Genomic DNA, 26,763 nt, shown 5'->3' with positions numbered 1-26,763 from the left:
GGACGCTTTTTGGTCGGCGGCGCTGGCGTACCCGTATGAGCGACGCGGACGCCGTCGACAACGTGCTCTTCGTCGTGCTCGATACGGTACGGGCGGATCACCTGACGCCGTACGGGTACGACCGGGAAACGACGCCGACCCTGGAGCGGTTCGCCGCGGAGTCGACCGTGTTCGAGGAGGCGGTCGCGCCCGCGCCGTGGACGCTTCCGGTCCACGCGTCGCTGTTTACCGGGCTGTATCCCCACCAGCACGGCGCCGACCAGGAGACGCCGTACCTCGAGGGGGAAGTCACGCTCGCGGAGACGCTTTCGGCGGCGGGATACGATACGGCCTGTTACTCCTCGAACGCGTGGATCACTCCGTACACCCGACTCACTGACGGGTTCGACGACCGTGACAACTTCTTCCAGGCGATGCCGGGGGACTTCCTGTCGGGGCCGCTTGCCCGTGCCTGGAAGCGACTCAACGACGACGACCGGCTGCGCTCGGTCGCCAACCGACTCGTCGCGTTCGGGAACTCCATTCACGAGTACCTGGCGTCGGGCGGGGGATCCGACTCCAAGACGCCGCGGGCGATCGACTGCGCCCGGGAGTTCATCGAGCGGTCGGAGGCAGATTCCTCCCCCGCAGACCCCGGCTGGTTCGTCTTCTGCAACCTGATGGACGCACACCTGCCGTACCACCCGCCCGAGAAGTACGCCGGTCGGTTCGCACCCGGTGTCGACTCGACATCTGTCTGCCAGAATTCCAAGGAGTACAACGCCGGCGCCCGGGAGATCGACGACGAGGAGTGGGAGGCGATCCGGGGGCTGTACGACGCCGAGATCGCCCACATGGACGCCGAACTCGGCCGACTGTTCGGTTGGCTCCGCGAAACCGGTCGATGGGAGGACACCGCGGTGGTCGTCTGTGCGGATCACGGCGAACTCCACGGCGAACACGACCTCTACGGCCACGAGTTCTCGCTGTACGACCCGCTCGTCAACGTGCCGCTCCTCGTGAAACACCCCAAGCTGGGGACGGGTCGACGCGATGACCTCGTCGAGCTGCTGGATCTGTATCACACGGTGCTCGATGTCCTCGATGTCGACCCGGAGGCGGTCGGCATTCCCGGCGATGACGGTGGTGTCCCGCTGGATCCGACGCGGTCGCTGCTGTCGGAGAAGTACCGGGCGTTCGAGGGGATCGACGCGCCCGATCCCGGCCAGTCGGCAGTGCTCGATCGACGGAAAGACGGTGACGACGCCGATTACGCGTTTATCGAGTACGCCCAGCCGGTCGTCGAACTCACGCAACTCGAGAACAAGGCGAACGCGGCGGGAATCGCCCTGGAGCGGAACTCCCGGTTTTACGCCCGAATGCGTGCGGCGCGGTCGACCGACGCCAAGTACGTCCGGGCCGACCGGATCCCCGACGAGGCGTATCGAATCGACCGCGATCCGGGGGAAACGCGGAACCTGGCGGGCCCCGACTTCGATTCAGGCTGTGACTCGGCGGACGGCTCGTCGGACGCCTCGACTGCCGAGTTGATCGCCGGCGTCGAGGCGGCACTGGCGTCGTTCGAGGAAGCGGCGGGTGGTCGATGGACTGTCGAGGACGCCGACGATTTGACAAGTCTCGGGGAATCAGGTGTCGAGGAGATGGACGAGACGGCCCAACAGCGGCTACGGGACCTGGGATATCTGGAGTGACCGGGCCGACTGGATGTGGGACGATCACCGCAGGTCGCGTTCGGTCTCCCACGCCCGAACGAGGCCGGTCAGGGTTCGGTTGACCGGGACGTCGATCCCGTGTGTCGACGCCCGGTCGCAGACGACGCCGTTTATCGCGTCGATTTCGGTGCGGTTGCCCCGCTTTATGTCCTGCCGCATCGACGAGTGGTTCGCGGCGGTGGCGTCGGCGACCCCTTCGACTGCGGCGGCGGCGGCACTTTCGGAGAGCGACACACCCTCGGCGTGGGCGACACGGGCGGTCTCCCTGGCTGCCTCGCGGGAGAGATCGCTCGCGGGACCGTCCACGAGTTCCCCGTTTTTCACGCGCGCCAGGGCGGTGGGGGCGTTGATCCCGGCGTTGATCGCGAGTTTCTCCCACCGGCGACGCGGCATGTCGGTCGCGACCTGGGTCTCGATGCCTGCGGCGTCGAACGCCTCGCCGGCCCGATCGGCCCACGGGTCCGAACCGCCACCGTAGGCGCCGATCGCGATCGTGCCCACACCGGTGCACTCTACGTGTCCGGGCTCTCGAAGGCGCGCGCCGTAGGTCGCGGTCCCCGAGAGGATCTTCGGGGTGTGACTCTCCACGTCGCCCGAGTCGTCCTCGTCGTCGCCGCCGCGTTCCCCCGCCGAGAGTCGCGCCACAAGAATCTCCTCGGTCAGCCCGTTCTGGAGCGAGCAAACCGCGCCGTACGTCCCGGTGGCGAGCGCCTCGGCCGCGACCCCGGTGTCGTACGCCTTCACGGTGACGACGGCGAGGTCGGCACGCAGTTCGGTCCCCGTGGTCGTCGCGTCCGGATCGGTGTGGACGTCGACGGCGCCGGTGATCGACAACCCCTCCTCGCGGACCGCGGTGACGTGGGGGTCCCGCCCGACCAGCGTGACGTCGTGTACCTGCGCGAGCAGGCCTCCCACGAGGCTTCCGAGGCTGCCCGCGCCGAACACGAGGATCTCCATGGTCGAGTTGCTCCGCCCGACGGCAAAAAATGATCGCGTTCTCCCGGTTTCCGGCGGGTTAGTCTTCTGCCCAGTAATACAGTTCCTCTTTTTGCGCCCCACACGACGGGCAGGTGTCGGGAAGGTCGTCCTCGATCTTGCCCATCTCGCCGCACTCCCAGCAGCGCCACATCACGTACGCCTTCCCGAAGATGTCCCGTGCCTTCGACAGCGGAACCGTCCCCGTCTCCTCCCTCGCGAGCACGTAGAAGCCGTTGTCGTCGAGCCCGCGCACGGTTCCGAGTTCGTTGCCGTCCTCGTCGTATATCTCCTGGCCGATCTCGAGGTTTGCGATTAGTGCCTCTTCATCTTGTGACATGGTAACAACTCTGTTCCAAACCGAGTTAAAACGTGCTGTGTTCTCAGACCGCGGTTGGTCCCCCCTCGCCGGTCCGGATCTGGACGGCGCCCTCGACCGGGAGCACGAACACCTTTCCGTCGCCGGGTTCTCCGGTCGCGGCGGCCTCGTGGATCGCGGTCACGACGTCGTCGACGGGGACGTCAGCGACGACACACTCGATTTTGACCTTCTCGTGGAGATCGACGGTGTACTCCTCGCCGCGCCACTGCCCCGTCTTCGCCGGCTGTGATCCCCGGCCGGAGACTCGGGTCACCGTAAGCGAGGGAGCGCCAGCCTCCGCGAGCGCGCGCTTCACGTCCGAGAGTTTGTCCGGGCGAACGATCGCCATGACGAGCTTGATTCCGTCGTCGGGGGTTCCGTCCGCATCGGTTCCGCCGTCGGTCCTGAGATCCGTGCGGTCGCCGGAGCGAGCCCGCACAGCCCGGCCCCCGTCGGCAGCGAGGTCGGGCTTGCCGAACTCGGGGTAGGTGTCGACGCCGTGTTCGGAGACGTCGAGCCCTTCACGTTCGTGAGCCGGCGACACCCGTGCCTGTCCGACCGCCCTGAACGCGCCGAAGACGACCGCGGTCGCGGTGACCGTCCAGGCCGCGATCACGGTGACGCCGACGACCTGCGAGATCAGCAGGCTCGTCGAAAAGCCGCCGACGTGAACGAACGGGAGCGCGAGCACGCCGAGCGCCCCCGCGGAACCGTGGACCGGAAACACCGCACAGACGTCGTCGATCTTCATGCGATCGGTGACGAACTCGAAGACGAACGGGAGCTGGAGCCCCGCCAGAAGCGCCACGAGCATTGCGCCCCACCAGGTGACGACGTCCGCGATGCCGGTGACACCCACCAAACCCGCGAGCAGCCCGTTTGCGACGTACAGCGTATCGACCTTCCCGGTGAGGTACAGCGCCGCGATCGACGCGCCGATGGCGCCCATCGCCATCCCGACTGTCGTCGCGAGCGCGACCCGCCCCACCACCGCGTAGCCGTCGAGGACGAGTTCGCCCCCCTCGACCGCGAACACGGTGGCGGTGGTGCCGACGTTGAAGCCGTACCAGCCGAACGCGAGCACGAGCGTCCCGAGCACCGCGAACGTCATCGAGTGACCGGGCACCACGTTCGTCGAGCCGTCCTCGGCGTAGCGGTCCAGACGGGGGCCGATCACGTACGCGGCGGTGAGCCCGGCGATGCCGCCCATGCCGTGGACGATCATGCCGCCGGCGAAGTCGTGGAAGCCGAGCGCGTCGAGAAATCCGCCCGCCCACGTAAAGCCCACCACGACCGGGTAGATGATCGCCGCCAGAAGCAGCGTGTACGCGACGTACGCCCGGAGCCTGGCCCGCCCGGCCACAGCCCCCGAGACGATCGTGGCGGCGGTCATCGCGAATACTGCGCCGAACAGCCACTCGTTGATCCAGGCGCCGTCAGCCGCGGACATCACTGCCGTGAGATCACCGGCACCGTAGGATCCGCCGCCGGTGAGTCCGCCGGCGATCGCCTCGATCCCGAACCCCACGAAAAAGTAGGCGACGATGCCGACACTCCAGGTGAGCAGGTTCTTCGTGAGCTGGTTGGCGACGTTTTTCGCCCGCACCTGCCCGGACTCCAGCATCGCGAACCCGGCGTGCATGAAGAAGATCAAAAAGCAGACGAGCGCGACCCACAGCAGGTTGACCCCTTCAGCCAGCACCGCTGGATCGACAGTCACGACGACCCTCCACTCGCAACCACAAATTCTGCATGTTTGTTCATACTATCCTGGATTCCTTGTTCGAACATCGTTCGAATCACGGTTTTCCGTCCGGAATCGGAGATATATAAACGTCCGGTACACGAACAGAAATTTTTGGGTTGGTAATACTACGAACGTCCTATATAAGGACATGTACAATATATATAAGGGTGTATTCTCCCGTTCTATTCGGCAAATGTTGCGAAAGAAGTGGACGAACGTTGGGGGGCCTACCGGAGATTTCAGGGGAAATCCTTCGCGCGCACTCCGTTCTCCGTTAGCTTTTATGACACCACACGTATCCTTGATTCCATATTTTATCCCCATAAATCCCGATTTTTGAGGGCTGATTCGTGAGGACTGGGGAAATATAAAATTTTAATCAAAAATATATAATATCTCTGGGTGCGTGTGGATTGTTGTCATGTCGAACCCAGGCGCGGAGACGTTCGAAGAGATCCCGTTCCCCGAACTCGTGCGGAAATCGGCGCTGGCGATCGCTCAGGGGCAGACGGCGCTGGACCTGAACTCGGTCCGGACGGCCCAGACGCTCGCGGACATGAAACTCGACGCGGGCTCGGTGGTGTTGAGCATCATCGAGGAACTGGACGAGGACGGCAACGTCGTCGACTTCGAGACGGTGACCAACGACACCGAACTCTCCTTGCTCGCGTACGGAATCACGCCGACGTTTTACGAGTTTTCGGAGACGGAGATCGACATGCGATTCTGGGTTCGGTGGTACGACCACACCCGGGAGGTCGATCGGACGTCGACGTACGAACAGTCGATGCGGTCGAGCTACGAGGAGTCTCAAAAGAAGTTCGGCGGGGGTGGCGGCGCCGCGCTGGATCTTGGCGTCTTCAAGATCGGCGGGCGGGCGGGTGGAAGCACCCAGAGCGCCTCGGGGGAGCGCGAGACCGAGATCGCGGTCAAACGCCACAGCGAGTATCAGAGCAAGGTGTACGGCCTCGATGCGAACGCCTCCTGCCGGCTCAAGACGCGCCTCGTGCCAAAAGAAGCGCCGGACCGGGCTGTTCCGACGATCGTTCGGCAGTCGGCATCGGAGTGATCCTCGCTCATGGAACAGTGGCTCTCCAGGCCGCTCGGGGAGGTCGTGGAAGGCGTCTCCAGGGCGGTCGCGGACGGACAGCTCGCGCTCGACGACCACTCCATCGAGGCCACGAGAGCCATCGAGGAGGCCGAGGGGTTGGAGGGGGCGGTCGACCCGCCGTGGTTCCGGTTTACGGAGGTCGAAGCGGACGTCACGGTCGCGCTCTCGATACACGGCCGGGAGCTTCGCGATCGACACCGCCGTCGACGCGTCGGGAACGACGAGGCCGACGAGGAGCCGGCGGCCGATCGAAAGCGCGGCTACCGGGAGTTCCTCGCTGCGGCGCCGTACGGGCCACACCTTTCCTCGAGATACGACTACGACGTGAACGCCACGAGTCGGGTTCGGTTCCGGATCGCCCCGGTGCCGCCGACGGACGAACGGTGACGACGTGGCGACCATGAACGGGAGCGACGGGAGCGACGGGAGCGACGAATGACCGACCTCGAAACACTCATCCGGTCTCGGTATCCCTCGGTCGACGTTGACAAGCTCGATAGGCGCGAACAGTACGAACTGGCCGGCGCAGTCCGGAACCAGCAGCGCCTCGTGGAGTCGATCCAGGACCGGCTGGTGGACGTCGAAATCGAACGGGACATGCTGTCGACGAAAGTCGACCGACTCGTGGAGCTGCGTCGGGAGGCCGAGACCGAACGGGACCGGCTCCGCGACCGAATCGAGGAGCTTACGGCAGACATCCCCGCAGTCGAACCCGACAGGGTCGTCACGGCGTTCGCCAACTCGATCGGTGACTTCGAGGAGCTGGAACGGTCGGGATACTCGGTCTCGAATCTGGAAGTGGATCTCAAAGCCAGCCTCGTCCAGCGGGACGACGGGATGGCGCTTCACCTGCCGCGGCTCACAGAGGAGTACAGCGCCGACTCGCTGAGCACGATCCGGTTCGGGGTTCGTCCGACACCCCCGCAACAGGACCTCGAACTGGTTCGAGTCCCCCACGTGGTCGGACGATCCCGCGAGACTGCCCGGCAGCTCCTCGCGGAGGCGGACCTGTCCGTCGGTCGGATCGAGTCGGTGCCGGGCGATCCCGGCGATATGGTCGTCGACCAGTTCCCGAAGTCGGGCGATCTTGCGGACCCTGGGGCCGGCGTCGATGTCGTCGTCACCGAAGCGACGAGCGTCGACGTTCCCTCCTGTCTCGGACTGCGATTGGCGGAGGCGAGAACCGCGCTCGCTGAGGCAGGGCTGTCGGTCGGGGAGATCGAACGCGTTCCAGCTGACGCCCCGGACGGAACCGTGGTCGAGCAGCATCCGCCGCCAACGGACGACACAGATCGTGGCGCTGCCGTCGATCTCGTCCTCGCTGAAACCGAAAAAGAGGACGAGGAAGAGCGGGAGGAGCGAGAGGAACGAGAGGCAAAAGAGCGGGAGGAACGCGGTGAACCGGTTCGAACCGTTCCGGGTATCGGCCCGACCTACGCCGAGCGCCTCCAGCGGGAGGGAATCGAAACCGTCCCCGAACTCGTCAGGCTCGATCCGGCACGCGTCGCGTCGATCACCGAAGCGGGGGAAGGTCGCGTCCGGCGCTGGCTCGAGGAACTCGACGCCGTGAACGAGGACGATGGACGTGGGAACGATGGACGTGGGAACGATGGACGTGGGAACGATAGACGAAGGGACGATGGACGTTGAGTATCCGGACGACGGGAGCACACGGACCTACGTCGTCGCCTTCGACCCGGGTAGCCCTCGGGACGAGATCCGGTCTGCGATGACGGCGATGGTTGGCGAGGACGGGACCATCCTCTTGACTGCCGGGAACGGTATCGTCCTCCGTTGTGCCCGGGACCTCGCCGAATTTCGGGAGCGTTCCGCCGTTTTGCACGTCGGAGAAGTGAGTGTCTCGCCGATCCAGCCGATCAGGAAGCGTCGGTCTCGATAGGAGTAACACCCGTCGCCGGTGGGCGTACCCCTGCTTATATTTTGAGCTCTTCGACGCTTTTGGCGTCGTCCCGCTCGCGGAACACCTGCCCCTCGAAGAGCGTCACCATCGCGTCGTCGTGTTGCCACGCCTTCGGCGGGAGTCCCGCCTTCCGGGCGACGCGGTCGAGGTACTCTTCGGCGCTCCAGCCGTGTTTCACCGGCAGCGTCGGGAACAGCGAGCCGTGATTTTCGCCCCGGTCGATGGCCGCCCCGTGGGTCCCCAGTTCGATGTCGGCGAGTGGGTCGTCCGTCAGCACCGTCGTGCAGACGACACATACCGATACGCGCAGGTTGTCCAGTTCCTTCGATCCGACCTCCGAGCCCGCGGAGTCATCCGAGGCGGCCTTGATCGCCGCCTCGACGATCGCGTGCCCGAGCTGGTCGCCGGTTCGGAACGCGCCGGCACACCCGCGGAGCCGGCCCCGCCCTCGGGTCGACTCCAGCCTGACGAACGCGCCGGTGCGCTGGTAGAACGCTTCGCGCATGCTCCCGGGCTGTTCCCGCTGTCCGTGAAGAACGAACGATTCGACGGCTTCGCGCGCGAGTTCGACCGCTCGATCCCCGTCCTCGTAGGATAGCCGAACGGCCTGCGCCTCTGACATACACATCCACAAGGCCGGGTGGAACTTGAACTTTCCTTTCATTACTGACTATTGATTCTGTCCCGGAGAGATTTGTCCTCCACGTTCGGACCGAACCCTTAATCGGGTCGGGCCCGTAGGGAAAAATGGCAGAGGGAGCCCGATCCCCGTGGCCGGTGACGCCGGCCATGAGGAAAGTCCCCCCACCGGCCGGACGGGCGACCGGGCGCAAGCCCGGAGTCGGAGACGGCTGGCTCTGGAACAGAAACGGGACCCCCCGATCCGACCGATGAGGTGCGTCGGCCGCATTCGCGGTCGGCGGCGTCTGCGGTTTCCCGCGGACGCGCGAACTGACCCGCAAGGGAAGGGAGTTGACCCACCGAGGGCCGAGGGGCGGTACGCCGCCCCGCTGTACGCGGAATCTCCCGCGTGCCGACGATCGGGAACGGATGGAACGGCGAATCCTCGCCGGTGCAAGCCCGCGCCACCCGGCGGCATCGCCGCCGGACAGGTAGTCCGGCCACGGCGCGGGCGCTCAGCCGAATGTCGGGACGAACAGAAGGGGGCTTACTCCCCTCAGCCACTATTCATTTCACCCACTGACGTCGAACCGTGACGGCTCGGCCGCCGGGTTCGTCGCCGTCGACAGCGACACCGCAACCGTGATCGCGAGCCCCAGCCCCATCAATCCGAGCGCGACGTCCCAGCCGCCATACGTCCGGGCGAACAATGTGAGATCGGCGCCGAAAAGCGAAACCGTCCGGGCCGGAACCAGCACGTGCGTGACGTAGACGGCCTGCGGAACGAGGATCCCCGCAAGCATTCCGGTTCCGGTCGTCCGGTCCCAGTACAACGCCGCAAGCACCGGAAGTGTCAGGAGCGCGAACCCCGAGAATGCGGTGTCGCCGACCTCGATGAGGGTCCCCGGCCGGGTCAGGCTGGCGAAGAACGCCGCGGTCGCAAAGACGGCGACCCCGGCTCGCCCGAGCCACGCCTCCCCCCGTTCACTCACGTCTCTGTCCACGAGCGGCCGGTACAGGTCCCGCGTAAAATACGACGACCCGGACAGAAGCATCGAGTCCGAGGAGGACATCATCGCCGCGATCGCGCCGGCGATCACCAGCGCCGCGAACCACTCCGGGGTGAACTCGTTGAGCACGACCGGCACAACGTTCGCGCCCTCGGGGACTGCGACCCCCAGTCCGGCGGCCCACGTGCCCAGCATGAACGCCGGAACGAACAGGAGGAGCACGAGCACCGGCCACAGTGTGAACGACCGCTTCAGCACGCGGTCGCTTTCGGCGACGAAGAATCGCTGATTGATCTGGGGGAACATAGTGACGCCGAACGCGATCGTGACCGCAGCGGAGATGATGAACTGCGGGGTGTACACCCCCCCGCCCATTGCGAGGAACTCAGGATGGGAGGCGGCGACGGCGTCGGTTGCCGCACCCAGGCCGCCGGCCGCAGACAGCACCCACAGCACGGCGATCCACACCATCGACAGCATGAACAGCCCCTGGAGGGTGTCGGTCCAGGCGACGCCGCGGAGGCCGGCGAGGACGACGTACAGGATCATGAACGCGGTGATGAGCGCCGCCCCGCCCCAGTATGGGACCGCGCCGTCGGTGAGTCCCACCAGCGCCTCGCCGGCACCCATCTGCTGGAGCATCACGTACGGGAACAGCCAAAAGAGGCTGACGCCGGCGACGGTCGCGCGCAGGCGCCGGGAGCCGAACCGGTCCCCGAGCATCTCCCCCAGGGTGACGTAGCCGTGACGCTGCCCGACGAGCCACTGTTTGTAGCCCACGAGGTACCACAGGATCGCGAAGATAATCCCGTCCATCACGCCCATCACGAGGATCCACTCGGGTCCGGCGGCGTACGCGAGGTTCGGGCCGCCAAAGAAGGTAAACGCCGAAAGCAGCGTCGCGAACGTGGTGAAAAGCAACACCAGCGTCCCGAGCGACCGCGAGGCGAGAAAGTAGTCCTCTGCGGTCGTCTCGGAGACGTAGTAGGCGATGAGGCCGATCCCGAGCGCCACAAACAGGTAGCCGACGACGATCGCGAACTGCAGGTCCCCGCCGATCACGGCGTCTCACCGCTCCGGTCCGGATCGATCCCCATCTCGCGATCCCACGCGCGCCTGGTGAACGCATAGAAGACGACCGCCGCGAGGGCCATCCATCCGATGTGCCACCACAGCCAGATCGGCAGCCCCGCGACGACGGTCGCGTTGCCCCACAGGAACCACGGTACCGCAAAGACGACTAGCAGCAGGAACGCGAGCGCCCACAGGACGGTTTCGGTTCGGGGCATCGGTTGTTGTTGGAACCAGTGGACGCCGAGACAGTTGTCCGTTTCGTCTTCGGCGGTTCGGGGTTCCGCCGTCGAAATATCAGCGCTGAGACCGCGACGACAGGTATATGCGGCGACCGTTCGTAGTATTCTGCCGGTGACACTGCAATCGTGTGGCCCGGCCGTGATGGCCGGGACTGCCGCGGCGATTCACACCGCGACAGCCACACTATCATCACATCACCCACATTCACACCGCCTCGCGCGCCGAGGGGGACACATCCATGAACGACACAGCAAAATATCTCATTCACGCGACCATCGCCGCCGACGGCGTCGTCGAACGTTCCGACGTTGTCGGCGCGGTATTCGGCCAGACCGAGGGGCTACTCGGCGAGGAGCTGGACCTCCGGGAGCTCCAGCAGGCCTCGAAGGTCGGTCGCATCGACGTACAGATCGAATCGGAGAACGGCCAGTCGTTCGGCGAGGTGACGATCGCCTCCAGCCTGAACAAGGCGGAGACGGCGATCCTGGCGGCCTCGCTCGAGACGATCACCCGTGTGGGCCCGTGCCACGCCCACATCGAAGTGACGGACATCGAGGACGTCCGTGCGGCCAAGCGCCGGGCGGTCGTCGACCGGGCCAAGGAACTGCTCGCGGAGGGGTTCGACGAGTCGATCATCACAAGCGAGGAGATCCTCGCGGAGGTCCGCGAGTCTGCCCGGATCGACGACATCGACGAATACGAGGGGCTGCCTGCCGGTCCCCGCGTCCACGACTCCGACGCCGTCATCGTCGTCGAGGGGCGGGCCGACGTCGGGCGGCTGCTCCAGTGTGGCATCAAAAACGCAATCGCGGTCGAGGGGACCAACGTCCCGGACGTGATCGCCGACCTCACCGAAGAGCGGACAGTGACGGCGTTTCTGGACGGCGACCGCGGCGGCGAGCTCATCCTCCAGGAGCTCGCCCAGATCGGCAGCGTCGACTACGTGACGTTCGCGCCGGCGGGCCGCTCCGTCGAGGAACTCGACCGGACGGAGGTCATGGACGCCCTCCGGGCGAAGGTGCCGTACGCCCAGATCGCCGACGAACCCAACGCCCGGCTCTCACTGCAGGGGGACGGCACGGACCCTCTGTCGGGGTCGCGGGTTCCGACTGACCCGGCGGCCCCTGAACCGACCGACGAGGGAGAAACCGATGAGGAAACGGACGAGGCGGTCGAAACCGCCGAATTCGATGTCGAAACCGTTGACGAAGTCGCCCCGGCGGTGGAGCCTGACCCGGCAGAACCCGACGTCACGGAATTGGACGTCGAGACCCCCGAGGAAGGCGAAGAACCGGTAGCTGACGGCGAAGAACCGGTAGCTGACGGGGAACCCGAGACGACCGAAGCAGCGCCCACCGAGTCCGACGAGGAGGTGTCCGAAGACGGACCCCGAACGCTCCGGAGCCACGTCGAGGAGGTCATCGCGGAATCGACGGGGCTCGCTAGATTGCTCGATGCGGAGTTCGAACTCCTCGAGGAAATCGACGGCGACGACGCGTTCGACGCTGTCGAACGCCGGGAGACGGCGCCACACGCGATGGTCGTCGACGGGGAGGCGACCCAGCGACTCCTCGACGTGGCGGCCCAGCGCGGCGTCGACCAGCTCGTGGCCCGATCGGCCGGCGACTACGTCAAAAAGCCGATCGGGACGCGGGTGTTGACTGCGGATCAGTTGCTCGTGGAAGCGTGAACTGCTCCGGGGTCAAGTGGTTCGAGAGACTTCGTCTCTCGTCATCACGGAAGACTGTGTCTTCCGTACGACCCCGGAGCTTCTTCCCGTGGATTGGTCGGACACACCCGACACACCCTCGGTTTGATAGCCTTCAACGGTGTGGTGGGTCACGGTCGGGCCGTTCACAGGCCCCGATGCCTGCTGTCGCAACTCCCACTTTCGAACCTGTGGGAGTGTGTTGAGAGCAGGCACATTTCTGTCTTCTTGCTTTCTCAGCCACTTCTGCGCGACACTCACACCAGCGCCACGGTCGGCGTGGTCTTGATGCTCGCACTCACGGCATTTGAACCGTTTCTTGTGGCGGTTCCCCCGTTCTGTGTGTCCACAGACAGGACACCGTTGACTGGTGTACTCAGGGTCAACATCGTCTGACGGAATACCCTGCCATGCCGCCTTGTACGTGATATAGTCGCGCAGTTTGGCGAACGGCAGTGAATGGAGTCGCCGGTTCAGTCGAGTCCCGTACTCAATGTCGTCTCTCATGTCTTTGAGGTCTTCAAAGACAATCACGGGACTGTTGAACTGCTGAATCCACTCGACTACGCGCCGTGAAACCGTGTGTAGCTGGTCGTGAACGAACCGTTGCTCCTTGTCGCAGAACACGTCGTTGAACGCAGTCTGTCCGGCTTCCTGCATCCGCTTCCGCATCGTGAAGTAGCGGTGGCGTTGTTCCTTGATTTCCGGGTAGTCGAGAACAATTGAGTCTTCGATTCCGTGTTCAGTCAGTGCCGCCAGTGCAACACAGTCTTCGTTAATATCGACGCCAACGACCGTTTCTGCCGCTGCTTTTGTACCTACTTCAGCAGTTTCGTTGGTGACGGTGACGTGCAATTCTTCGCGTCCGTTTCGGACAAGTGCCTCGGCAGTGCCAACGTGCCAGTGATCGTCTTTCATCGCCTGTGTGAGCAGGTCGAACTGATCTGTCGTGCCGCGAAGCTCGCCTTTGACGTGTTTGTACGGTTTTGCACTGATACGGAACCGAATCGTTTCGTCTTCGAGAAAGAGGTTGTAGCCTTCGCCGTAGTTCATCCGCAAGGGGAACGTCTCGTGTTTGTACCACGGACGACCCCAGTCGTCGTTGTCGTAGTAGTTGTTGAGTGCGTCAAAGGCTTTGTCGATGATGCGTTGTGCGGTGTTTTGAACAAGGTCTGCGTTCTGCTCAACAACGTCTTCTATCTCGTTCCAGTCCCATCCATCGTAGTTGAGGCGTAGCACCTCGTTGAACACGCGACGACATTCCAAGCGGGCATCGTGAAGCAGGCTCTCGTTGCCACTCTGCATATCCAGCGGGAACACGAGTGTCTTCGTGAGAGCCTGTATCTGTGTCATTCTTGGTCGTTTACCCAGTCTTGAACGAGTTCACGCACGACTTCTGACTTTGGACGTTCAGCGTCGATGCACTTCTTCGAGAACTCCTTGTACAAATCGTCCTCGAAGTCTACGGTGAGGCGTTTGGTCATCTCTACATCATATACTTAGATGCGGATATACTTAAGTTTTTACCATGACTCTAGCCGGTATGGGCGAAACACGGTCAAATCACACAGTATACAATATCAACTACCATTTTGTGTGGTGTCGTCAATCGAAGATTGACTGCTTGCAAATCGGAGATTTGCAATGTCCAAAGTATCGCCACCCGGTGCTTGATAAGATAGAACAGTCGCTAGAAGTAGCGTTCAGAGACGTGTGTGACGAGTACGGCTACGAGATATTATCATTACATATCTCAGCCGACCACGTACATCTGTTTCTTTCAGCACATCCAAAACATTCCCCGAGTGAAATTGCACGAAAAGTCAAGAGCATCACAGCTAGAGAGATGTGGCAGCAACACGAATCTCTTTTGGAAAACTACTTCTGGGGTGGCGGATTCTGGGAAGAATCGTACTACATTGGAACGGCTGGTGAGGTATCTAGCCAGACGATTGAACAGTATATCGAACGTACTGAACACGTCTAATGGAGCTTACGGCATTCACCCTCGGGGTCAAGTCGTTCGAGAATCGGAGATTCTCGTGATCCCGAAAATCTCTGATTTTCGGACGACCCCGAGGCACTCTGCCTGCTTTCTCTGTAGATCGCTTTTCCGTTCCGTAACGTATATGCCGTCCAGCCGGCGTACGTTGAAGTGCGTGTCCGGGTTGGGGTAGTGGTTATCCTTCAGCCTTGTGGAGGCTGAGACGCGGGTTCGATTCTCGCACCCGGACCTTCTGACGACGAACGAATGTGAGGAGTCGAAGGTCCCACTTGAAGAGAATCGGGCCTTGGAAGAGGCAGCCCGCGCAGTTGAGCGCAGCGAAGCGAGGCCGACCGTCTGGCTCCGGTTCGATTCTCGCACCCGGACTTTCTGAGGAACGAAGTGACGAAGAAAGCCGGAAGGCGAGATAGCACCCTGCCAGTCGCAGCGGCCGAGCGAAGCGAGGCCGACCGTCTGGCTCCGGTTCGATTCTCGCACCCGGACTTTCTGAGGAACGAAGTGACGAAGAAAGCCGGAAGGCGAGATCGAATCAGGGAGAGCGCAGTCTTCCGAGCGAACCGAGGAAGGAAGCGATCGACTGTGGTTCGATTCTCGCACCCGGACCTTCTGACGACGACCGGAGGGAGGAGACGAACCAGTTTCAACCGGGTGCATACTGGTATATAGCTGGCAGTTCATCTCCCATACATGTCGGATCAACAACCGTCCGGAACACTTCAGTCGCTGTACACCAACCGGATCGGGACGGCCAGAACGGACGACGAAATCTTCGGATACTGGCTGTTCTTACTGGGCGTCATCGCCGGCCTGCTCGGCGTAGTCGTCTTCGCCTTCACGGACGCCCAGACGATGTCACGTGGGATCGGGTACGCGCTGGCGGCGCTCGCACCGCCGTTGATCATGCTCGGCGCGGTGATACGGTTCCCGCTGCGACGCACGGCGATGTGGCTCGCCGTCGTCGGCGGGCTGCTTTCGGTGGTCGCGGTCGTCTGGTTCCTGTCGGTGTTTCCCGACGGGTGGCCGCGTGCGACCGGGCGAGCCGACATCATCGGCGTGTACGCGGTCGGGTTGATCGTCATCGGGCTCGCCGGCACCGTCGTTCCGCTGTGGACCGACCCGGTGTACGACGAGCACGCGCAACTCACCGAGACGACGGAACGACAGCGGCAGGAACTCGAGATGTCCTCGGCACGGGCCGAGGAGTCGACGTCCCGCGCCGAGGAACTCGAGGGCGATCTCGCGGCTGGACAGGAGGAACTGGCGGAGATCGAGGAGAAACTCTCACAACGGGAGGCAGAGATCGAGGCCCTGCACAGTTCGAGCGCCAGGTTCGAACTGTTCGAGGATCGGGGCGGAAAGCACCGCTGGCGGCTGCGGCACCGCAACGGAAACGTGATCGCCGCTGCGGGCCAGGGATACAGCTCCCGCCAGAAGTGCCAGCAGGGAATGCACAGCGTGATGCGGAACGCGCTCGGCGCGGGCGTCCTGCGGCTCGAGTCCGAGGCCGTCGAAACGACGACCGAGGACGGCGAGCCGGTGCCCGAAGACGCCGACGAACCCGACATCGCGGTTCCCAGCGTCGAGGAGGACCTCGAGAGCGCGGCCACCTACGAGGTGTTCGAAGACGAGGGCGGTCGATGGCGCTGGCGGCTCAGACACGAGAACGGCAACATCATCGCCGACTCGGGGGAGGGATACGCCTCCAAGTCGAACGCCCGGCGGGCGATGCGAAACGTTCGCGATCACGTCTCGGCAGCGGATTACCTCGACATCGACCCGGCGGCGTTCGAGGTGTACCGCGACCGGGCCGGCCAGTACCGCTGGCGGCTCCTCCACGAGAACGGGAACATCCTCGCCGACTCCGGTCAGGGATACACCCGACGCAGTGACGCCCGAAACGGGCTCGAAAGCGTCCGGACAAACGTCAACGAGGCACCGATCCTCGACCCGGGTACCGAACCGGAGGAGGAAACGAACACCGACGCTGTCTTCGAGGTGTACGAGGACAAAGGCGGCGAGTGGCGCTGGCGGCTGCGACACCAGAACGGCAACATCATCGCCGACTCGGGGGAAGGGTACGCCTCCCGGTCCGGCTGCATCGAGGCTGTCGATCGCATCCGCGAGTACGCCCCCGAAGCGGACATCCTCGACGTCGAACGCGCCGCGTTCGAGGTGTACGAGGACGCCGCTGGCGAGTGGCGCTGGCGGCTGCGGCACCGGAACGGCAATATCATCGCCGATTCGGGCGAGGGGTACGCCTCACGATCCGGCTGCATCGAGGCGGTCGAACGGGTGAAGCGACACGCGCCCGGCGCCGGCGACGAGGAAGTCGAAGCGTAACGCCGGAAATAGCGTCACGCTCGGTCCCTGGCCCCTGCGTCACTTCGACGGGTTACTGGCGTCGAACGGTGCCGGAATGTTCTCCCCGTCGAATGGGCTGACGGACCCGCCCGACCGGATGACGTCGAACGCGGTCATCAGGTCGGTCCGGGAGATGAGACCGACCAGGGTTCCCTCCTCGTCGACGACTGGCAGCCGGCCGACGCCGTTCTCCTGCATCGTTCGTAGGGCGGTCAACGCATCTTCGTTGGGTTGAATCGTCGTCACGTCGGTCGACATGACGTCCTCGATCCGGTAGGCGTCGCGTTCGACCTCCTTGACGTCGCTTGCGTCGTCGAGAGTCACGACACCGACGAGTTCCCCGCCGCGGACGACCGGATAGCCGGTGTGACGCTCCCGGAACATGCGTTCGAAGAGTTCTGCGACGGTTTCGGTTTCCGTCACCGTCTTGAGTTCGCTCCTGGGCGTCATCACGTCGCGGACACAGACGCCCTCGAAGGTGGCCTTGAGGAGGGTCTGCTGGGCCTCCCCGGAGGCGGCGATGTAGATGAAGAACGCGAGCAGGATCAAGATCACGTTGAACGCGAACAGTCCGAGCAGTCCGAGCACGAACGCGAAGATCTTCCCCACCTCGGCGGCCATCTGGGTCGCCTGCGCGTGTGGGCGCTTGCGCGCCAGCAGCGCACGGAGCACCCGACCGCCGTCCATCGGGAAGCCCGGAAGCATGTTGAAAACCGCGAGCACGACGTTGAGCAGCGCCAGATAGCCCAGCACGAACGCCACGCCGTCCAGTCCCGACGGCGTCAACAGGAACCCGACGTACGAGACGACGCCGACGGCGACGCTGACCACCGGGCCGGCGATGGCGATCCAGAACTCGTGTTTCCAGTCCTCGGGGAACTCCGTGAAGCTCGCGAGCCCGCCCAGGAGCCACAGCGTGATCGAGTCGATCTCGTAGCCGTACCGCATCGCCACCAGCGAGTGGCCGAACTCGTGGAGCAACACGCCGACGAACAGCCCGATCGCGGCGACCAGCCCGAGCACCCACTGGGTCATCCCGTTTTCGAGTTGGGCGACGTCGATGTCCGCCGCGAACAACTCGTTGAGCGCCTCCGCAATCAGACCGATGTCCGCGCCGATAATGTACGCGAAAATAGGGAGAATGATGAGAAACGTCCAGTTGAGCCTGACGGGAATGCCGAACGCGCTCCCGATGTGAATACCGCGCATAGTGGGACTTCGATCCGACGAACCTTAAAAGCGTGCCGGTACCCGGATTTTTGGTCGTCGGGGACCAGTAGTCGGTATGAACGACACATCCGCCCGAAACGTCGATCCGGTCGTCAAGCGCGCAGCCGACGTGACCGACGAACCTGTCGACGCCGCCGACGGTCTCGCCAAGGGCGTCCTGATCGACGAGTCCGACGGGGCACCGAACTTCGCGATCCGGCGGTTCACGCTCGCCCCCGGCGCAGAAGTGCCGAAACACACAAACGAGGTCGAGCACGAACAGTACGTCCTCGAAGGCGAGTACACCGTCGGCATCGGCGAGGGAGCCGACACGGAGAAGTACGTCGTCTCGGCGGGCGACGCCCTGTTGATCCCCGCGGGAACCGTCCACTGGTACCGAAACGACGGCGACGAGGAGGGGGCGTTCCTGTGTGCGGTTCCGAACGGCGACGACGCGATCGAACTGGTCGAATAATGGGCTGGAGCGTCGAAGATGTCCCGGACCAGACAGGCCGACGGATCGTGATCACGGGCGCAAACAGCGGGATCGGGTTCGAGGCGGCGTCGGTGCTCGCACGCGAGGGCGCCCGGGTCGTGATGGCGTGCCGGAGCCTCGACCGGGGCGAAGCTGCAGCCGAGGAGATCCGGGAGGCGGCGGGCGACGTCGACCTCGCGGTCCGACGGCTCGATCTCGCCGATCTCGAGTCGGTGAGGTCGTTCCCGAACCGGCTGGCGCCCGACGACCGCCCGATCGACGTCCTGGTGAACAACGCCGGAATCATGGGAATCCCGAGACACGAGACCGATGAGGGATTCGAGCAACAGTTCGGCGTCAACCACCTCGGCCACTTCGCGCTCACGGGGGTGCTCTGTTCGGACCTCGCCGACAAGGCTCGGGTGGTTACCGTCTCCAGCGGCATGCACGAACGGGGCGAGATTGACTTTGAGGACCTCCACGGGGAGAAGTCGTACGGCAAGTGGGACGCGTACGCGCAGTCGAAGCTCGCGAATCTGCTGTTCGCCTACGAACTGGACCGGCGGGCGGAGGACGCTGATACCAGCATAACAAGCGTCGGCGTTCACCCGGGGTACGCCGACACCAGCCTGCAGTCGCGGGGCCCGGAGCTGGCCGGCTCTCCGGTTCGGAAAGCGATGATGCGCGTCGCGAACGCGATCTTCGCCCAGCCGGCCGCGGACGGTGCGTTGCCGACGCTGTACGCTGCGACAGCACCCGACGTCGAGGGGGGAGAGTACTACGGCCCGGGCGGCCTTTTAAACATGCGGGGGCCGCCCGAACGACAGCAATCCTCCGAGCGGTCGTACGACCGGGAAACCGCCCGTCGGTTGTGGGAGCTTTCCGAGGAACTCACCGGCGTCCAGTTCGATCTCGAGTGAGAGCGCGGCCGAGGCTATCCTCGCCGGATGCCGACGTCCCGTTTCATCTCTTTTTTGACCTCTCTCGCTTTCTCGGCGGCGTCGCTGCCCATCCAGAGACCGGCGCCGTCCGTTCTCGTCATAGTTCCCCTTTCGTGCTCGGCGTGTCGCTCCGTCGCTCGTCGATCCGGGTGGCGTCGTCGAGCGCCCGCGCCAGGCATTTAAATAGCGCCTCGATCTCGTGGTGGGCGTTCTCCCCATCGACGCCCGCGTGGACGGTGAGTCCGGCGTTCACGGCGAGCGACTCGCCGAAGTGACGGGCCATGTCGCTGGTGAACCCGCCGACCTGCTCCTGGGAGAACGCGCCCTCGAAGTACCACCGCGGGCGACCGGAGACGTCGACGACGACGCTCGCGACCGCCTCGTCCAGTGGGACCCGGCGGTCGGCGTACCGGACGATGCCCCGCTTGTCGCCAAGCGCCTCCGCGAACGCCTCCCCGAGTGCGATGGCGACGTCCTCGACGGTGTGATGGTCGTCGACCGCGAGGTCGCCGTCACACCGGACGGTCAGATCGAACAGCCCGTGTTTCGAAAACGACGCCAGCATGTGATCGAAAAACCCCACGCCGGTGTCGATCTCGCTTTCGCCGTCGCCGTCGACGACGAGGGTCACCTCCACGTCAGTCTCGGCCGTCTCCCGAGAGACGGCGGCGCGTCGCTCGCTCATGGAGGCCCCGACGCTCCCTGGCGGTAAAATACCACCTTTTCATCGAGACTGGCCCTCCTCGGACTCTCCAACGATGGCTGACGCCGTCACGGAGACGTTGCCTTTCTCTTCGACGGCGACTGCGAGCCGTCGTTCGAGCGATACCGCTTCCGACTCGAACTCCCCCTCGCCGGGGACGGCGCGGCCGATCGCGGTGCTGTCATCGAACTCGTATGTACCGGGTCGGAGACAGCCGTCGTCGAAACCGTCCAGCACAGTGTACTCGCCGATCAGCTCCTCGCCGGGTTCCAGTTCGATGGGGCCGTGGGCAGTGATGATCTCCAGTCCCTCCCGACAGACCGGACGCCAGCATCCGTCGACCGGTTCGTCGGGAACGGGCGTTCGATCGACGTCCGCACACAGTACGTACCGGTCCAGATCGATTCCCGTATAAAAAAGGAGCAGTTCCCTGTCGTCCGCTCGACGGCGCCCCCGGATCGCGGTGAACGGCCCCGGGATCCCCTGCATCACGCCGGGGCGCAACAGCAGCGGCGCGTCGGTGCGATTCGCAAACGTCAACGTCAGTTGGGCGGGGCCGTCGTCACCGAACGAACGACGGACCTCCGCGTCGAACGAGACGTCGAGCGAGGGGTCGCCGACGCCAGGGATCCGTCCGACGCAGCCGGCACTCCCGATGCCGGATCCGGCCGCACCGAGCGAGACGAGGAGGGCTCGACGGTTCATATCGGATGTCGGGTCGACTCCGGTAAATGCTTTGTCGGGGCGGAAACCGCTCACCCGGGCAGCGGACAGAGGCTCGCGGTGAACACCACGGTCTCGTCGGTGTCGTTTCGAGCGCCGTGATCGACGCCGCGTTCGTGGAGGACGACGCCGGGGGCCGCGACCGACTCCTTCTCTTCGCCCTGGAGGACGGTGACGGCCCCCTCGAGCACGTGGAAGACGTTGGTGCTGTCGGCGTGTTCGTGGGGTTCGAGCTCCGCGCCGGCCCCCAGCGCGAACGCCTTCACGAGCACGTCGTCGGTGACGACGAGTTCGGCGGTTTCGACCTCGCCCTCGTCGGGGTCGAGATCGGCGAGCGCGGATGCGTATCTGTCGAGGGACATGGTGTGGTGATCGCGCTCCGACGGTTTATAAGTGATCACCGGTCGACTGTCGCGATCAGGTTCCGGCCCACTGCCGCGATCAGATCCCCGTCGAGTACCGCAAGATTCCGGCGACGCCGCCGAAGGCGTCCAGCAACTGTTCGCCCTTTTCGAAATCGGTGGAGATGAACTTGGTTTCGGTGCCGCGCTGTTCGGCGATCGCCATCAGGTGCTCGATGACGTCCTCGCGCTCCTGGACCTCGGCGGGTTCACCACACTCGCTGCACTCGTGGTCGGGCGTCGAGTGGCGGCTGTCGACCACCTCGTACTCCTCGTGGCCGTTCGGACACTCGTAGACGACGACGTCCGATCGGAGGTCCTCGGAGATCAACAGCCGGTCGACCGATCCCATTATCAGGTTCCGGCGGGTCTGCTCGAACCCGTAGGTCGCCTCCTCGCCGGTGTTGAGGTTCTCGAAGAACTCCTCCATCTGGTGTTTGTCCTTGACGACCTCCTGATCGGCAAGCGCCTCGTCGGCGGCGTCGACGAGGTCGTGGAGGCCGGACTCGTCGGTGTAGGCGACGTCGAACTTCCCGAGCACCTTGTCCTGGATCTCGTGGTGGAGGTAGTCGCCGTCGAGGAACTCGTCTTTCGTGGGGGAGGGACCGCCGACGAGGATCCCGTCGAGGTCGTGACGCTCCGGAACGAACAGCTCGTTGGCCATCTCGGCGACCTCCTGATAGAAGTTGTCGATCGCCTCCAGGCGCAGGCGGGCGAACCGCTGGGCGGACTGGCCACCCTTGCGCTGCTTTCCGGGGACCAGCGAGGAGGCGGACTTGACCGGCTCGACGCGCTTGCCTTTCAGCCAGCCGACGTTGGCCTCCCGGCGGTCGAGCACGATCAGCCCGAACAGCCCCTTGTCCATCAGCATCTCCTCGAGCGGTCCCGTCAGGAAGTCGGAGTCGCAGTGGTAGCGGAACGACTGGACCGGCTCTGGGGGCGACTCCAGCGTCCGGGTCACCATCTCCGTGCGTCCGCCGCCGCTGTCGACCGCGCCCGAGAAAATCACCATCCCGTTGTCCGGCGGATAGGTGTCGTAGTAGCGCAGGCGGTCCTTGATGCTGGTGAGCGCGTCCTGGACGTTCGTCCGGGTCTGCTTGGATTTGATGTTTGCCGCCTCACTGTGCTCCTGGGTGACGTGGGCGACGACGTCGGCGATCTGCCGATCTTCGGGGATGTAGATGGTGACGAGCTGGGTGCCCGATCCCTCGTACTCCTGGAGCTCTTCGATGACCTTGCGGAACTCGTACTTCCGCCGGTCTTCGCCGGGCTCCTCTACGTCGGTGCTCATTACCAGGTATTCGCCGGGCTGACGGTAAGTATGCTTTGACACCCGGCGAAGAGTGAAACGGCGGGGGAGGGAGGAGAGCTACCGATGACGCTCGATGACGCGTTTTGCCGCCTGCGCCTTCTCTTTCCAGCCGTAGCCGGCCTCGTAGACGTGGCGCTTGCTCTCGACGAGTTCCTCCGGCGACGACTCCTCGAACCCGCCGCGGTCCCACGCCCCGGAGGTCCGGAGCCACTCGATCACGTTCTCCTTCGTCTCGGCCCACGAGAGCCCGACCATCTCGTACCAGGCGATCATCGCGAAGACGGCGTTGTCGTGACACCCGGGCACGGAGCCGTGTTCGTAGATCGTTCGCAGCGGCTCCCGGTCCGGTTCGGAAACCTGCTCTTTGTACTCGGCGGCCGTGAGCAGCCGCAACTCGCCGTCGTCCTCGACGACGCGCCCCTCGCGACGGAGCACGCCCAGGGCGGCCTTGTACAGCCCGCTCCACTCGCCGTGGACCACCTCGCGCAGGTCGGCCTCCGAAAGCGGCGCCGCGTCCGGATCCGACAGAACGGCGATCAGGTCGGTGTACGCCTTCTCGATCGCGCTCCAGTCGGCGCCCTCGAACGAGCAGCCCTGCTGGTGGAGGCTGTTCGTGGTCCGGCAGCCCGGGCACGGATACTGGAAGCGCGGCACGCTTGGCCCCTGCGAAGGCAACGAATATAGGTTCCGCGGTTCCTCGTTCCGTCCGAATGAGTCCGTTTTCAGAATTCGAAGTCGTTCCGGCCGTCGACGTCTCCGGCGGCGAGGTCGTCCAGCTCGTCCAGGGCGAGCGCGGCACCGAAAAGCGGTACGGCGATCCCACCGAGGCCGCCCGCCGGTGGATCGATGCCGGCGCGCGAACGCTCCATCTCGTCGATCTCGACGGCGCGTTCGAGGGCGAGCGCGTCAACGCCGACGCGTTCGCGGAGATCATCGAGGCGGTCGACGTCGACCTCCAGCTCGGTGGGGGGATCCGGACCGCCGCCGACGCCAGGGAGTTGCTCGATCTGGGGGTCGATCGGGTGATCCTCGGAACTGCCGCGGTCGAGAACCCCGACATCGTCGAAGAGATCTCGGAGACACATCCCGGTCGCGTGATGGTGAGCCTCGACGCGAAAGGGGAGGAAGTCGTTGTCGCCGGCTGGACGGAGTCGACGGGGCTGGACCCCGCCGAGGCCGCAAAGCGCTACGAGGCGCTCGGGGCCGGCGCGGTCCTGTTTACCGACGTCGACGTCGAGGGACAGCTCGAGGGGGTAAACGCGGAGCTGGTCTCCCGGGTTGCAGGCGCAGTCGAGATCCCGGTGGTCGCAAGCGGCGGGGTCGCGAGCGTCGACGACGTCCGTACCTTAAAGGAGGCGGGGGCGGCTGCCGTCGTCGTCGGCACCGCACTCTACGAGGGGGCGTTCACGCTCGAGGAAGCGATGGCTGCTGTCCGATAGATCGGTACCCGATCGTTCGTTTCCCCGACCGTCTCGAGAACAGTGGGCAGTCACGTTCTCACGAGAGGTGTGCCGTCACGTCCGTCGAGGAGACCATCCCCACGTAGTCGTCGTCGACGACCGGGAGGTGTTTGATCCCGTAGGTCGTCATCATCGCCGCCACCTCTTCCATGTAGAGGTCCGGCGTCACCGTCTCCACGTCAGTGGTCATCACGTCCGAGACCGCGAGCTGCGTGATGTCTTCACCCTGCGCGACCGCGGCGATGATGTCCGAACTGCTCACGATCGACCGCGGCGAGGTCCGCACGACCAGCGCGTTGATCTCGCGGTCGTGCATCTTCTCTGCGGCTTCGGGGACGGAGGCGTCCGGTGCGATGGTTTCCAGCGGTGTCGACATTACCTCTCTGACGCGCGTTCTGTTCTGGCTGTTCATACCACCATCCAGGGAATCCTCCGGTATCGGTGTTTCCTTTGCTGCCGTTTTGACGGCGACCCCAGCGCGATCACCTCGCCGCCGCGTTCCCATTGCCGTCCTACTCCTTTTCGACGGGAACACACTCGGCAGAACAACTAATAAATGTGTTATATCCTGGATTATCCTCCCTTACTTTCGTGTGGAGTGTTACCACCCATATATCTGTGTCTCCCGAATATGGGCATTACAGACCCTGAAAGATTTTTATTCTAAACCGAGTAAATTCTCCACCAAACTTATCCCTCTCCGAGACGTACGATTAATCGACATGGCAATAGACACAGTCCTCCTGGCCATCGGGCCGGACGAAGCCGACCGTATCGACCGACTGACCGAAGAGACGATCGAACTCGCGGAACCGAACGACGCCACCGTCGTGATCGCCCACGTCCTGGATCAGGACGCCTACGACGAGCTCGCCGTGAAACTCGGATTCGATCCGGACAACGGCGAGGTGTTCCCCACCGACGTGGTTCGCCGCCACTCGCTGATCCGGGAGCTCACTGACGAACTGGAGGCGGCTGGGATAGACGTCGAGATCCGGGGTGCGGTGGGCGACCGGGGCGACCAGATCGTGCGGCTCGCCAGCGAGGTCGGCGCCGACAGCGTCGTCGTCGGCGGCCGGCGCCGTTCGCCGACCGGCAAGGCGGTGTTCGGGAGCGTCGCACAGGAAGTGATGCTCTCCTCGCCGTGCCCGGTGACGTTCGTCCGCAACGACACCCTGTGAGATCTCTTTTCTTCTGGCGTCGCCGGCTCCCTTCGAACGCATCGACGTGAAACGTCCTTCTTAAGTCACATCGGCTGCCTCCTTTTGGTGATGGCCTACTACGTGGGCGTCGACCTGGGAGCGACGAACGTCAGGGCCGTCGTCGGTGACGACGACGCGACAGTCCTCGGCTCCGCCGAGGGTCCCACGCCGCAAGGTCCGTCCGGGATCGCAGTCACGGAGGCAGTGCTCGACCTGGTCAGGGAGGCGTGTGCCGAGGCGGGTGTGGAACCTTCGTCGGCGGTCGCGGCCGGGATCGGCTCGATCGGGCCGCTGGATCTGGCGGCCGGCGCCGTCGAGAACCCGGCGAACCTGCCGGACGCGATCGGCCGGATTCCGCTTACCGGTCCCCTGTCGACCCTGCTCGACACCGACCAGGTGTACCTCCACAACGACACGAACGCCGGCGTCATCGGCGAGCGGTTCCACTCCGACCGGAACCCCGACGACATGGTGTATCTGACCATCTCCTCCGGGATCGGGGCGGGCGTGTGCGTCGACGGCGAGGTGCTCGACGGCTGGGACGGCAACGCCGGCGAGGTCGGCCACATGACCATCGATCCCACCGGATTCATGACCTGCGGCTGCGGGAAGGACGGCCACTGGGAAGCCTACTGCTCGGGTAACAACATTCCCCGGTACGCCCGCCGACTCCACGCCGAGGACCCGATCGAGACGGCGCTGGAGGTCGAAAACCCCGAGTTTTCGGCGGCGGACGTGTTCGCTCACGCCGGGGACGACGAGTTCGCCGACCACGTGCTCAACCAGTTCTCCCACTGGAACACGATGGGCGTCGCGAACGTCATCCACGCGTACGCGCCGCTGGTGATTTCGGTCGGCGGCGCGGTCGCGCTCAACAATCCCGACCGCGTGTTCGAGCCGATCCGCGAGCGACTCGAGGAGATGGTGTTCATAAACGTTCCCGAAATCCGCCTCACCGACCTGGGCGACGACGTCGTCGTCGAGGGGGCGCTCGCCAGCGCGCTCACCGGCGGGACGGGTGACCGCTCCCGGCTGTAGCCACGCGGCGGAATCTCGGTCTCACTCGACGTCCTCGCGCAGCGACCGTATCGCCCGTTTCAGCTCCCCCTTCCGCTTCCAGGCGGCGATCCGATCCCCGAACGGTAGCGGCGCGGACAGCTCCACCGCGGAGGTGAACCGCACCCGGGAGCCCTCGTTTTCCGGTTCGACATCGATCCACGTCTCCATCGCCGCGAACGGGCCGGTTTCTCCCTCCTGCGTGTAGTACATCCGCCCGTCGCGGGTTTCGAACCGCAGCGTCATCGAGAGCCCCGGCCCCGTCGCCGTCACCAGGGTCGCCTCGCCGGCCGTCTCCACGCGGTCGACCTCGAAACTCCCCTCGTATTCGACGACCCGTTCGGGGGTGAGATGCCGCTTTATCGACGGCGGCGACTCCCGGACGAACCCCTCGACGGTGACCTCGCGCATGCCCTTCCCTCCGACGAGCGTTCA

At 64.6% G+C, this 26,763-nt stretch carries 29 protein-coding genes, 1 tRNA gene and 1 other RNA gene; 15 read left to right on the top strand and 16 right to left on the bottom strand.

Features of this window, described 5'->3' with window-relative positions:
* The first annotated feature begins 35 nt into the window (after positions 1-35).
* Entirely contained in the window at positions 36-1,691 is a 1,656-nt protein-coding gene (locus AArcSl_RS16490; protein ID WP_119821569.1) for a sulfatase, read from the top strand.
* 24 nt (positions 1,692-1,715) lie between these two features.
* On the opposite strand, the gene AArcSl_RS16485 is transcribed toward AArcSl_RS16490, so the two are convergent.
* Genes AArcSl_RS16485 through AArcSl_RS17660 form a run of 3 tightly spaced genes read right to left on the bottom strand, consistent with a single transcriptional unit; the run spans position 1,716 to position 4,768 of the window.
* Positions 1,716-2,669, bottom strand: a complete 954-nt coding sequence (locus AArcSl_RS16485; RefSeq protein ID WP_119821567.1) for a ketopantoate reductase family protein — start codon at positions 2,667-2,669, stop codon at positions 1,716-1,718.
* Between the two features lie 58 nt (positions 2,670-2,727).
* A complete protein-coding gene (locus tag AArcSl_RS16480; protein ID WP_119821565.1) occupies positions 2,728-3,027 on the bottom strand; it encodes a DUF7130 family rubredoxin-like protein in 300 nt (99 codons plus the stop codon).
* 43 nt (positions 3,028-3,070) lie between these two features.
* The gene (locus AArcSl_RS17660; protein WP_119821563.1) at positions 3,071-4,768 is read right to left on the bottom strand and encodes an ammonium transporter; all 1,698 of its coding nucleotides are present in this window, start codon (positions 4,766-4,768) and stop codon (positions 3,071-3,073) included.
* 448 nt (positions 4,769-5,216) lie between these two features.
* Here AArcSl_RS17660 and AArcSl_RS16470 point away from each other — a divergent pair, with 448 nt between their 5' ends.
* The 4 genes from AArcSl_RS16470 to AArcSl_RS16455 are packed head-to-tail and all read left to right on the top strand — an operon-like array spanning position 5,217 to position 7,806.
* Positions 5,217-5,864, top strand: a complete 648-nt coding sequence (locus tag AArcSl_RS16470) for a hypothetical protein (protein ID WP_119821561.1) — start codon at positions 5,217-5,219, stop codon at positions 5,862-5,864.
* A 9-nt stretch (positions 5,865-5,873) separates the two neighbouring features.
* Positions 5,874-6,293, top strand: coding sequence for a hypothetical protein (locus tag AArcSl_RS16465; RefSeq protein WP_119821559.1), 420 nt, complete (start codon positions 5,874-5,876; stop codon positions 6,291-6,293).
* Positions 6,294-6,341: 48 nt separating this feature from the next.
* Positions 6,342-7,556, top strand: coding sequence for a PASTA domain-containing protein (locus tag AArcSl_RS16460; RefSeq protein WP_119821557.1), 1,215 nt, complete (start codon positions 6,342-6,344; stop codon positions 7,554-7,556).
* Positions 7,501-7,806 carry a hypothetical protein gene (locus AArcSl_RS16455; RefSeq protein ID WP_133412189.1) on the top strand — a complete coding sequence of 102 codons (306 nt, stop codon included), beginning with the start codon at positions 7,501-7,503 and terminating at the stop codon, positions 7,804-7,806. The genes AArcSl_RS16460 and AArcSl_RS16455 overlap by 56 nt, the downstream gene beginning before the upstream one ends.
* Before the next feature lie 34 nt (positions 7,807-7,840).
* On the opposite strand, the gene AArcSl_RS16450 is transcribed toward AArcSl_RS16455, so the two are convergent.
* Entirely contained in the window at positions 7,841-8,449 is a 609-nt protein-coding gene (locus AArcSl_RS16450; RefSeq protein WP_119821553.1) for a TIGR00296 family protein, read from the bottom strand.
* A gap of 127 nt (positions 8,450-8,576) precedes the next feature.
* Between AArcSl_RS16450 and rnpB the strand changes: the two genes are divergently transcribed.
* An RNA gene (gene rnpB / locus AArcSl_RS16445) (RNase P RNA component) lies at positions 8,577-9,010 on the top strand.
* Positions 9,011-9,020: 10 nt separating this feature from the next.
* Here rnpB and AArcSl_RS16440 read toward each other — a convergent pair.
* Together AArcSl_RS16440 and AArcSl_RS16435 are read right to left on the bottom strand one after the other, a co-directional pair.
* Positions 9,021-10,520, bottom strand: a complete 1,500-nt coding sequence (locus AArcSl_RS16440; protein WP_394337309.1) for a sodium:solute symporter family protein — start codon at positions 10,518-10,520, stop codon at positions 9,021-9,023.
* Positions 10,517-10,747, bottom strand: coding sequence for a DUF3311 domain-containing protein (locus tag AArcSl_RS16435; protein ID WP_119821551.1), 231 nt, complete (start codon positions 10,745-10,747; stop codon positions 10,517-10,519). The genes AArcSl_RS16440 and AArcSl_RS16435 overlap by 4 nt, the downstream gene beginning before the upstream one ends.
* A 263-nt stretch (positions 10,748-11,010) precedes the next feature.
* Between AArcSl_RS16435 and dnaG the strand changes: the two genes are divergently transcribed.
* The gene (gene dnaG, locus AArcSl_RS16430; protein WP_119821549.1) at positions 11,011-12,462 is read left to right on the top strand and encodes a DNA primase DnaG; all 1,452 of its coding nucleotides are present in this window, start codon (positions 11,011-11,013) and stop codon (positions 12,460-12,462) included.
* Between the two features lie 12 nt (positions 12,463-12,474).
* On the opposite strand, the gene AArcSl_RS16425 is transcribed toward dnaG, so the two are convergent.
* Positions 12,475-13,833 carry an RNA-guided endonuclease TnpB family protein gene (locus AArcSl_RS16425; protein WP_119821547.1) on the bottom strand — a complete coding sequence of 453 codons (1,359 nt, stop codon included), beginning with the start codon at positions 13,831-13,833 and terminating at the stop codon, positions 12,475-12,477.
* On the bottom strand, positions 13,830-13,964 hold the full coding sequence (locus AArcSl_RS16420) for a ribbon-helix-helix domain-containing protein (protein WP_119821545.1): 135 nt from the start codon (positions 13,962-13,964) through the stop codon (positions 13,830-13,832). Before AArcSl_RS16420 ends, AArcSl_RS16425 begins: the two co-directional genes overlap by 4 nt.
* 59 nt (positions 13,965-14,023) lie before the next feature.
* Between AArcSl_RS16420 and tnpA the strand changes: the two genes are divergently transcribed.
* From tnpA to AArcSl_RS16405, 3 genes are all read left to right on the top strand, one after another.
* The gene (gene tnpA / locus AArcSl_RS16415) at positions 14,024-14,467 is read left to right on the top strand and encodes an IS200/IS605 family transposase (RefSeq protein ID WP_119821543.1); all 444 of its coding nucleotides are present in this window, start codon (positions 14,024-14,026) and stop codon (positions 14,465-14,467) included.
* Between the two features lie 175 nt (positions 14,468-14,642).
* A tRNA-His gene (locus AArcSl_RS16410) sits at positions 14,643-14,714 on the top strand.
* Positions 14,715-15,172: 458 nt separating this feature from the next.
* On the top strand, positions 15,173-16,825 hold the full coding sequence (locus AArcSl_RS16405; RefSeq protein WP_119821541.1) for a YegP family protein: 1,653 nt from the start codon (positions 15,173-15,175) through the stop codon (positions 16,823-16,825).
* A gap of 39 nt (positions 16,826-16,864) precedes the next feature.
* Here AArcSl_RS16405 and AArcSl_RS16400 read toward each other — a convergent pair whose 3' ends face one another.
* Positions 16,865-18,055, bottom strand: coding sequence for a CBS domain-containing protein (locus AArcSl_RS16400; RefSeq protein ID WP_119821539.1), 1,191 nt, complete (start codon positions 18,053-18,055; stop codon positions 16,865-16,867).
* A gap of 76 nt (positions 18,056-18,131) precedes the next feature.
* Here AArcSl_RS16400 and AArcSl_RS16395 point away from each other — a divergent pair, with 76 nt between their 5' ends.
* Positions 18,132-18,530 carry a cupin domain-containing protein gene (locus tag AArcSl_RS16395; RefSeq protein ID WP_119821537.1) on the top strand — a complete coding sequence of 133 codons (399 nt, stop codon included), beginning with the start codon at positions 18,132-18,134 and terminating at the stop codon, positions 18,528-18,530.
* Positions 18,530-19,450, top strand: a complete 921-nt coding sequence (locus AArcSl_RS16390; protein ID WP_119821535.1) for an oxidoreductase — start codon at positions 18,530-18,532, stop codon at positions 19,448-19,450. The genes AArcSl_RS16395 and AArcSl_RS16390 overlap by 1 nt, the downstream gene beginning before the upstream one ends.
* 118 nt (positions 19,451-19,568) lie before the next feature.
* On the opposite strand, the gene hisB is transcribed toward AArcSl_RS16390, so the two are convergent.
* The 5 genes from hisB to AArcSl_RS16365 form a co-directional block, all read right to left on the bottom strand.
* Positions 19,569-20,156, bottom strand: coding sequence for an imidazoleglycerol-phosphate dehydratase HisB (gene hisB, locus AArcSl_RS16385; protein ID WP_119821533.1), 588 nt, complete (start codon positions 20,154-20,156; stop codon positions 19,569-19,571).
* Positions 20,157-20,195: 39 nt separating this feature from the next.
* Positions 20,196-20,879: a hypothetical protein gene (locus tag AArcSl_RS16380; protein WP_119821531.1), complete on the bottom strand. Its 684-nt coding sequence runs from the start codon at positions 20,877-20,879 to the stop codon at positions 20,196-20,198.
* A gap of 50 nt (positions 20,880-20,929) precedes the next feature.
* Entirely contained in the window at positions 20,930-21,259 is a 330-nt protein-coding gene (locus AArcSl_RS16375; protein WP_119821529.1) for a cupin domain-containing protein, read from the bottom strand.
* Positions 21,260-21,338: 79 nt separating this feature from the next.
* Positions 21,339-22,589: a peptide chain release factor aRF-1 gene (prf1, locus tag AArcSl_RS16370; RefSeq protein ID WP_119821527.1), complete on the bottom strand. Its 1,251-nt coding sequence runs from the start codon at positions 22,587-22,589 to the stop codon at positions 21,339-21,341.
* A gap of 78 nt (positions 22,590-22,667) precedes the next feature.
* Positions 22,668-23,264 carry a DUF7474 family protein gene (locus AArcSl_RS16365; RefSeq protein ID WP_119821525.1) on the bottom strand — a complete coding sequence of 199 codons (597 nt, stop codon included), beginning with the start codon at positions 23,262-23,264 and terminating at the stop codon, positions 22,668-22,670.
* A gap of 56 nt (positions 23,265-23,320) precedes the next feature.
* Here AArcSl_RS16365 and hisA point away from each other — a divergent pair, with 56 nt between their 5' ends.
* Positions 23,321-24,049, top strand: coding sequence for a 1-(5-phosphoribosyl)-5-[(5-phosphoribosylamino)methylideneamino]imidazole-4-carboxamide isomerase (gene hisA, locus AArcSl_RS16360; RefSeq protein WP_119821523.1), 729 nt, complete (start codon positions 23,321-23,323; stop codon positions 24,047-24,049).
* 58 nt (positions 24,050-24,107) lie between these two features.
* Here the strand turns inward: hisA and AArcSl_RS16355 are convergent, their stop codons facing one another.
* Entirely contained in the window at positions 24,108-24,482 is a 375-nt protein-coding gene (locus AArcSl_RS16355; protein ID WP_119821521.1) for a CBS domain-containing protein, read from the bottom strand.
* 310 nt (positions 24,483-24,792) lie between these two features.
* Between AArcSl_RS16355 and AArcSl_RS16350 the strand changes: the two genes are divergently transcribed.
* Positions 24,793-25,251: a universal stress protein gene (locus AArcSl_RS16350; protein WP_119821519.1), complete on the top strand. Its 459-nt coding sequence runs from the start codon at positions 24,793-24,795 to the stop codon at positions 25,249-25,251.
* A gap of 90 nt (positions 25,252-25,341) precedes the next feature.
* Entirely contained in the window at positions 25,342-26,310 is a 969-nt protein-coding gene (locus tag AArcSl_RS16345; protein WP_119821517.1) for an ROK family protein, read from the top strand.
* Between the two features lie 21 nt (positions 26,311-26,331).
* Here AArcSl_RS16345 and AArcSl_RS16340 read toward each other — a convergent pair whose 3' ends face one another.
* Entirely contained in the window at positions 26,332-26,739 is a 408-nt protein-coding gene (locus AArcSl_RS16340; RefSeq protein ID WP_119821515.1) for an SRPBCC family protein, read from the bottom strand.
* Positions 26,740-26,763 lie beyond the last annotated feature (24 nt).

It is taken from the genome of Halalkaliarchaeum desulfuricum, assembly GCF_002952775.1.
Classification (GTDB): domain Archaea; phylum Halobacteriota; class Halobacteria; order Halobacteriales; family Haloferacaceae; genus Halalkaliarchaeum; species Halalkaliarchaeum desulfuricum.
This window is presented reverse-complemented; position numbering and strand designations above follow the sequence as displayed.